Genomic DNA, 6,692 nt, shown 5'->3' with positions numbered 1-6,692 from the left:
TAAGGATAGGCTTTACTCAGTACCTTAAAATTAGGATCGATGCCAATCGCTATTCCCTCTAAAGTCACCATCGAGCGAATAATCAGGGCATAATAGGCAGGAACTCGAAAGGGAAACTCATACATCATCGCCGACATTTTATCGGTGATACTTTTAAAGTTTAATTCTGCCACACTCGCGCCCAAAGCATTACCGAAAACTTCCGAAAAAGCGGGAACAATTGGCTCTAAATTGGTAGTTGGTGACAGGAAGTCTAACTTAACGTAATCCTTGGCCAAAGACTCAAAATCCCGGTTGACTAAATGCACCACCGCTTCGATTAAACCGTAGCGTTGATAGGGTTCAATATTGCTCATCATGCCGAAATCAAGATAAGCTAATTTACCGTCGGGAGTCGCTAATAAATTACCCGGATGGGGATCTGCATGGAAAAATCCGTGTTCAAGTAATTGACGCAAAGAACACTGCACCCCCACATTAACTAAGTGGGTGGCATCAATACCCTGAGCTTGAATTTCTTTGATATTAGTTAATTTTGTGCCGTCCACCCACTCCATGGTTAAAACCCGTCGCCCAGTATATTTCCAGTAGATTTTGGGGATGTAAATTTCGGCAATGTGACCATAAAGTTGAGCGAATTTTTCGGCGTTTTGTCCCTCGTGAAGATAATTAATTTCTTCAAAAATACGAGCGGCTAATTCGTCGGTAATTGCCACTAAATCGGAGCGAAGTCTTTTAATATTACCTTTCACCCAAGTCGCCAAACTACGCATGATATACACATCTAAAGTTATACAGCGAATCAAATCGGGACGCTGTACTTTAACGGCGACTTTCTCTCCGGTTTTTAATTTACCTTTGTAAACTTGTCCTAGGGAAGCGGCCGCTATGGGATTGGGGGATAATTCTGCGTAAATTTCCTCGGGAGAATAACCTAATTCTTCCTCGATAAAACGATAGGCAATTTCGTTAGGAAAAGAGGGTATTTGATCCTGTAGAGTGGTTAATTCTTCTAAATATAAAGGTGGTACTAAATCAGGCCGGGTAGAGAGAGCTTGACCGATTTTAATATAGGTCGGTCCCAATTTGGTCAACATTTCCCGCAATTGTACGGCCCGTCTAATTTCATTTTTTGGCGATTTTCCCCGCAGTTTATCCCACCAGATACCGATGACAAAAGATAAAACCGGCAGGGCAATTTCGATTAATCTCCCCACAACGTCTAGAGGTCGCCCACGGTAATAGTCGTTAATAACTTGGGGATTGTAGCGCCAACTCTCGGCTACGTTGTCATCCATGGGGCCGATATCTTCCCGATGCTCTTCGGGAATATGCACGGGCTGCACTTCAACGGTAATCGCTTCTGGGTTTTGCGTCTCTGGGGAGATCATCTGTTCGGACATAGTTCGGTGACGGGGCAGGGTGATTTGTAAACTATTGTAACAAGTATCGGCTTGCTGCCCGATCTTGTTTCTGTCTCCCTAGTTCTATGTTCAGGTTGGCCGTCAACTTTACCCTGGAGGGTTATTGCCTCTCAAAGTATTCTACGATAGCTCTCGCTATCGATTCTGCACCATCTTTAGCCAGTTTAACCTTTAATCTGGGCGGTTGGGGAGCTTGGCGTAAAAAGTCCCAATTACCTTGAAAAAATTCTTCACTGCTAATAATTTGATGATAACTATAATCTTGAATTCCGGCCAATAAAATCGCTGATTCGGCGAAACCTTCTCGCATCAGGGAAACAATCGGAACCTCTAATTTTAAAGCCTCGGCAAAGGTACTATATCCTGGTTTGGAAATAATTCGATCGCATAGGGGCATAAAATCCACGGGACGATAGCTCCGCTCTGGTTTATCCTGTAGGCGGATTAAATTGGGCAATTCGGGCGCGTTTTTTTCAAAAGTGATAAATTGCCAATCGGGAAAACTGGCGAGGTTATTATATGGAATTGCTTCTAATCCTAACCCCCCAAAACTCAATAAAATAGTTTTTTCTTTAGGGGCATTTAGCTTAAATTCCTGTCGCAATTGTTCTTCACTGTAGCGGGGTGTCCCCCCGGTTAAATTTGCTTCTGTAATGTGAGGAAATGCTGTCATTGCTTCTGCTAAAGGCAGTTTAAACAAGCGATCACATTGATTATAACAACGACTGATCCAATCACTAATACTGGCGAATTCTTCACCCCAATCACGATAGATAAAATCCCAGCCAAAGTTACCAATCATCCAACAAGGAAGCCCCGCACTTTTGGCAATTAGTGCCGCTAAAGGCGGTAAATCGGCCACAACTAAACCCACACGATTAGTTTTAATAAAATTAACTTCACTGGCAATAATTGCCCTTGATTGAGCAATTATTTGTTCTAGTTTTTCTTTGGTAGCTAATTTATCCATCGTTAAACTATCCGATTGGATTACCCCCACATCAAACCCCCGGGGTCTTTGAATATATTCTCCGGATATATAGGAATCTAATAACCAGCGCGGGGCCGTGGTGACTAATATCGGCAAAATTTCGGGATTAAGTTCAATAATATTAGCTACTACCGAAGCACTGCGGACAGCATGGCCAAAACCATGATTAGTAACGGCAAAATAAACAACAGGACGAGACATAAATATCAAGTAGGGTGAGAATAATAAGCGAGAAATTTTGTTTTTCAGACTGTAGATAATAATTACCCCTGATTTTAGGGAGGCAAATGAGGCAGTATATAAATACTAGCAAAAGCATAATATTCCGCTCCCGATTGACAAGCTTCTTGCAGTAAAGATAAAGCCTCCGAGTCTCCTTGTTTTGCTAAACGTAATAATGCTAACAACCTTTTAATATATTGACTACGATAGTTAATTAATTCTTTTCGTCCACGCATACCATTGAGATCGAACAAATCTTCAACAATTTGACCACGTCGATCCCGACCATAAACACTGGCCAATTTTGCCATTTCATCCCAAACAAATTCAAGATGTGTATTCGGATCGGTTACTCCATCCGTGGGGTCTATTAACAGAGGATTTCCTGTGATATCATCGAGAGGAAAATTTGTGCCTTTGTGATTGGCATCATTACATTTATCACAAGAAAGCAGTAAATTCTCCCAAGTAAAAGTCAGATCAGGATACTGGCTTTTTGGATAAAAATGTTCGATCGCTCCGTAAGTTACCACTGTAATCTTACTTTCACAGTAAGCGCATTTCCCATTAAACATTTTAACTAATGCGTCTTTAACTTGCGGATGACTGTATTTATTTTGTGCTTGGTTAATTTGAGCTTTAGTTGCCTTGTTGTTTGATTTTATTGATTCTAAAGCCTCTAGCCAACGAGCGGCATTTTTAGCTAATACGGGTGGCTCTGATATTCTGGTGACAGGAATCAAGACAAACGCTCCTCTAGTAAGGCATCAATTCGGGATTCTAAACTATTAGGTTGACTAATTTCGCCAAAGGGTTTAACGTCTTGAACAAATAATGACAGTTGTTCATATTCTTGCTTTTCTTCTGCTGCCAGATTTTTATTTTTACGATTTAGTTGGTGGTAACGCTTAATTTTATTTTCTGTCTCAGTGGGAAAGGTTGATTTCAAACCAAAAGCAGCACTTGTTAAAGTACGATCAACATTAGCCGCTAATTCTAAATAAGGAATTTCTACAATCTCTGATTCACCCGCTACCAGATCGATTCGTAGGGTTAAAGACTTTTCCCCCGCACCGGCAGCGATTAAAGGACTATGAGTAGCGACAAAGAATTGAAGGTTGGGAAAAACTTCCTGTAACCATCCAGCAATTTCCCTTTGCCAAGAAGGATGTAAATGAATATCTAACTCATCGATTAAGACGACTCCAGAAGCCTTTGTGGGGTCATCTAGATTGGGGAAGGATTGTAATAATCGCCAAATTAAATCCCCAGCTAAAGCAATCATACTCCGAAAACCATCGGATAAACTAATGGTTGGAACTTTTTGACCGTTAACTAGAAACTGAATCAAGGCATCGGCAGTTACTTCAGCAATTTCTACATTACCGGGTAACAGTTTAGTAATTGCTTCTTCGCCGATTTTTTTCATTTGTTTGGCTTGACTATCTTCAGGATTTTTGGCTATTCGATAATCTAAATACACCATCCATCTCTCAAAAGAACTTAAAGATGTATCCTCATTAAATTGGCTGAAAAAGTTGCTAGAGCGTTTCGGAGGTTCAAGACTAGGAATGATCACTTGACTCACTCGTGTCAAACGACGGAAAGCTCCATAACCGACGGCAAACCAACCATGATTATCGGAGGCAAAAGCATTGGCTCGCAACCAACTTAAAATTTTAGTATTTTCTTCGATTAATGCTGGTTCTGTATAGGTTTGTTTGTCCTTACTGCCTCCTAACTCTAACCTTTCCTTGCCTGTAACAAAATAGGAATAAGCAAAAGTTTTTCGAGTTTTATCCGTACCAAATTTTCCCGCATCCCCATCTTCTTGATGAAGCACTGCGGTTAATTTACCCGGTGTCTTGGGATTACATATCCAACCAGTCGGACGTGGTAATAATTCTTTGGCTGCTTCTGGTCCAGCGAGCAGTAAAGCCAAAGCCTGTAAAATCGTGCTTTTTCCTACTCCATTTTCTCCCAATAAAGTGATCCAATGATAAGGTTTAGTGCGCCAATGACGTTGATTATTGGGATTACTAATAAATTTAATCTCTTGATTCTGGAAGCATTTAATGTTTTCGAGTTTTATACTTTCAACCCACATGGACATTCCCCCAGAGAATAACAGCGATCGATAAAATTCTAGCTTATTTGGCCACATCTAGCCCTTTTTGGCCTTCATCTCTAAATCCAGTCAAAAACCCTCTCTTCGGGGAGAGGGTGAAGTGGGGTTTAGGAATTTTCTTCTAATCCAAAGACGCGATTAAAAGCTTTCAAGACTTTATAACCAGAATCGATCGATTCTAAGGGATCTTTCCGCAAACGGTGACGTAAACAGAGAACAATTACCCGACGGATATCATCTACCGTCACAGTTGTCCGTCCTTCTAAAGCGGCCAGAGCTTTAGCGGCGCGATTGGTAACGATATCGCCGCGCAATCCATCCACGTCCAACTCGGAACAAACCTCGGAAATTTTCACCCGCAGATCATAATCAAGCTCAACGGAAGGCAAAAGATTTTGGGCCTCCACTAGCTTTCTTTGCAGTTCTTCCTGTTCTAAGTTATATTTCTCTAAAAACGAGAGGGGATTGCCATCAAATTCCGCACGCTGTTCCACGATTTTGACCCGTAGAGGTGGTTCTTTGACGGTGTGAATCTCGGCGTGCATTCCAAAGCGATCGAGCAGTTGTGGGCGCAATTCTCCCTCTTCTGGGTTGCCCGATCCCACCAAAACAAACCGGGCCGGGTGACGGATGGAAATTCCTTCCCGTTCCACCGTATTCCAACCACTAGCGGCCGAATCCAATAGCACATCGACGAGGTGATCGTCAAGTAAATTGACTTCATCCACATAGAGAATGCCGCGGTTAGCTTTGGCCAGCAATCCTGGTTCAAAAGCTTTTACCCCTTCTGACAGGGCTTTTTCGATGTCAATCGTGCCACAGACCCGATCCTCCGTCGCACCGAGGGGCAGATCTACCATAGTGACTTTTTTCTTGGCAATGGTCAAGGGGATGGCCTCGTCCACCCTTTGCCGCACCTCATCGCTCATTAAATCGGGATCATTGGGGTCAGAATTAAAGGGATCGTTAGCAACTACGTCAATTTCTGGTAAAAGGTCGGCTAAAGCCCTAATTGTGGTCGATTTTCCCGTACCTCGATCCCCCATAATCATCACCCCGCCAATTTTGGGGTCGATGACGTTGAGCATTAGGGATAATTTCATTTCTTCCTGGCCGACAATAGCGGTGAAGGGAAAAACCACGCGGCGAGTTTTCGGAGGAGCTTGGGGAGTCACGGTCATAAGTGGATTCAAAAGTCAATAGTTGTTGCGTAAAGAATTATATCTAGTGGGGGTTCTAGCCGTCAGCTTTCAGCAAAGCTTTATCATTGTAAGTCTTTTTCCCTGCTTTTTAAGATCCAGCGCCAGAGGGGATGACGCGACCCTTCGTCCCGAATTTTCCGCACCCGTTGCTCTAAGCGCAGTTTTTCTCTGGGGGAAAGTCCTAAAATAATGTTGCGACTTTGCCAGACTAACACTGCTCCTGTAATGGCAAGACAAAAGGCTAGACCGATAGAAGGCCAGTAATTGAAAGCTAAAGCGTATCTTAGGGCTGTCCAAGTAAAATATTGCCGCATTAAGGCTATATCATCCCATAAAACCCATAAACTCGCCGAACCAATCCCTAACCAACAACCCAACACGAATAACCAACGACCCCATACTGTCAGTCGATGTAATCTTTGGACTTGTTGCTGTAGTTCAGAATCGGCCATTTCATTTATCAGTGGGGAATTATAAATTATGAATTATGAATTATGAATTATGAATTATGAATTAGGAATTATGAATTATGAATTAGGAAGTGTTTTCAGTGAACAGTAATCAGTGAACTGAAAACTCAAATCTGATAACTGATAACTGATAACCGATAACTGATAACTGATAACTGATAACTGATAACTGATAACTGATAACTGATAACTGATAACTGATAACTGATAACTGATAACTGATAACTGATAACTGATAACTGATAACTGAATTAT

General features: G+C 41.9%; 6 protein-coding genes. All 6 read right to left on the bottom strand.

The window, feature by feature from the left end:
• Positions 1 to 1,403: ABC1 kinase family protein (locus PX484_RS01500; protein WP_288102708.1), on the bottom strand; the 1,403-nt coding region annotated here is incomplete at its 3' end.
• Positions 1,404 to 1,524: 121 nt separating this feature from the next.
• On the bottom strand, positions 1,525 to 2,616 hold the full coding sequence (locus tag PX484_RS01495) for a glycosyltransferase family protein (protein WP_287767272.1): 1,092 nt from the start codon (positions 2,614 to 2,616) through the stop codon (positions 1,525 to 1,527).
• Between the two features lie 74 nt (positions 2,617 to 2,690).
• Positions 2,691 to 3,380 carry a retron system putative HNH endonuclease gene (locus PX484_RS01490; RefSeq protein ID WP_072924024.1) on the bottom strand — a complete coding sequence of 230 codons (690 nt, stop codon included), beginning with the start codon at positions 3,378 to 3,380 and terminating at the stop codon, positions 2,691 to 2,693.
• Positions 3,377 to 4,801, bottom strand: a complete 1,425-nt coding sequence (locus tag PX484_RS01485; protein ID WP_288102707.1) for an AAA family ATPase — start codon at positions 4,799 to 4,801, stop codon at positions 3,377 to 3,379. Before PX484_RS01485 ends, PX484_RS01490 begins: the two co-directional genes overlap by 4 nt.
• 71 nt (positions 4,802 to 4,872) lie before the next feature.
• Positions 4,873 to 5,946, bottom strand: coding sequence for a magnesium chelatase ATPase subunit I (gene bchI / locus PX484_RS01480; RefSeq protein WP_002803387.1), 1,074 nt, complete (start codon positions 5,944 to 5,946; stop codon positions 4,873 to 4,875).
• An 83-nt stretch (positions 5,947 to 6,029) separates the two neighbouring features.
• A complete protein-coding gene (locus PX484_RS01475) occupies positions 6,030 to 6,419 on the bottom strand; it encodes a hypothetical protein (protein WP_002803382.1) in 390 nt (129 codons plus the stop codon).
• Positions 6,420 to 6,692: the final 273 nt, after the last annotated feature.

Source organism: Microcystis sp. M49636_WE2 (assembly GCF_030065375.1).
GTDB classification, from domain to species: domain Bacteria; phylum Cyanobacteriota; class Cyanobacteriia; order Cyanobacteriales; family Microcystaceae; genus Microcystis; species Microcystis aeruginosa_C.
Note: the sequence above shows the minus strand (reverse complement) of the source record. Positions and strands in the feature narration are given on the sequence as shown.

Bases quoted from the DNA above. Each gene is read 5' to 3' on its own strand.
- PX484_RS01495 (WP_287767272.1), bottom strand. From the start codon at position 2,616: ATGTCTCGTCCTGTTGTTTATTTTGCCGTTACTAATCATGGTTTTGGC.
- PX484_RS01485 (WP_288102707.1), bottom strand. From the start codon at position 4,801: ATGTGGCCAAATAAGCTAGAATTTTATCGATCGCTGTTATTCTCTGGG.
- bchI (WP_002803387.1), bottom strand. From the start codon at position 5,946: ATGACCGTGACTCCCCAAGCTCCTCCGAAAACTCGCCGCGTGGTTTTT.
- PX484_RS01475 (WP_002803382.1), bottom strand. From the start codon at position 6,419: ATGGCCGATTCTGAACTACAGCAACAAGTCCAAAGATTACATCGACTG.